Annotated in this window: 1 protein-coding gene; it reads left to right on the forward strand. The window is 67.0% G+C overall.

Annotation, left to right across the window (positions count from 1 at the left end):
- The first annotated feature begins 241 nt into the window (after nucleotides 1-241).
- On the forward strand, nucleotides 242-1,444 hold the full coding sequence (locus ACWGE1_RS41055) for an IS110 family transposase (protein WP_453425571.1): 1,203 nt from the start codon (nucleotides 242-244) through the stop codon (nucleotides 1,442-1,444).
- Nucleotides 1,445-1,468: the final 24 nt, after the last annotated feature.

A 1,468-nucleotide genomic window follows, 5' to 3' on the forward strand; every position in this document is an offset into this window, starting at 1 on the left:
CCCCCCCCATTACCTTCTTGGTGGCCCCGCAATGGGGCGCCCGGCCTCCGGAGTTGGCATGACTTTCTCCCCCTGTCGAATTGATGGCTTGGGGGGTGGTGTCACCGGCTCCGGAGGCATCGACAGACCGCTGATTAGGGGCATGACCACCGGCTTCTTCGCAGGTCGGGAGGCTCTTCGTAATGTGGATGTGGCGATCGGTGCCGTGGGACGGCCGGGCGAGGACGACCGGAGGACGCACGTGATCGACGTCAGTGACATCGGCGCCTTCCTCGGCCTGGACGTCGGTAAGGGCGAACACCACGCCACCGCCGTCACCCCGGCCGGGAAGAAGGCTTTCGACAAGCGGCTGCCCAACAGCGAACCCAGGCTCCGCGAGGTGTTCGGGAAACTGCAGGCCAAGCACGGGACCGTCCTCGTTGTGGTGGATCAGCCGGCCTCGATCGGGGCCCTGCCGCTGGCGGTGGCCCGGGACATGGGATGCCCGGTCGCCTATCTGCCCGGGCTGACGATGCGGCGGATCGCTGACCTCTATCCCGGCGAGGCCAAGACCGATGCCCGCGACGCCTTCGTCATCGCGGATGCCGCCCGCGTCATGCCGCACACGCTCCGCTCGGTCGACCTCGAGGACGAGACCATCGCCGAGCTGGAGATGATCGTCGGCTTCGACGACGACCTGGCCGGCGAAGCGACGAGGATCAGCAACCGGCTGCGCGGCCTGCTCACGCAGATCCATCCGTCGCTGGAGCGGGTCCTGGGGCCGCGAGTGCAGCACCCGGCCGTGCTCAAACTCCTCAACCAGTTCGGTTCCCCGGCGCAGATCCGCAAGGCCGGACGACGCCGGCTGATCACATTGATACGTCCGAAGGCACCGCGGATGGCCGAGCGCCTGGTCGAGGACATCTTCACTGCTCTGGACGAGCAGACCGTTGTCGTCCCGGGCACAGACGCGGCCACATTGATCGTTCCCAGCCTCGCCGCCTCGCTCCAAGCAGTGCTTGACCAGCGGAAACTCCTCGCTTCGAGGATCGAGGAACTGCTGGAGGCACACCCTCTTTCGAAGGTCCTGACGTCCATGCCGGGGATCGGCGTCAGGACCGGAGCACGCATCCTCATCGACGTCGGTGACGGATCCAGTTTCCCGTCCGCCGCCCACCTCGCCGCCTACGCAGGCCTCGCCCCAACGACCCGCAGTTCCGGTTCCTCGATCCGCGGCGAACAGCCGTCCCGGCGCGGAAACAAGCAGCTCAAACGCGCTTTCTTCCTCTCCGCATTCGCAGCCCTGGCCGACCCGGCCTCCCGCACCTACTACGACAAGAAGATCAGCCAGGGCAAACACCACACTCAAGCCCTCCTCTGCCTCGCCAGGCGCCGGGCCGACGTCCTCTTCGCCATGCTCCGAGACGGCACCTTCTACGAGCCCCAACCCGCCCCATCACCTTGACCAAACCCATAGGGGCACCCCCCC

The organism is Streptomyces sp. NPDC054932 (genome assembly GCF_053610205.1).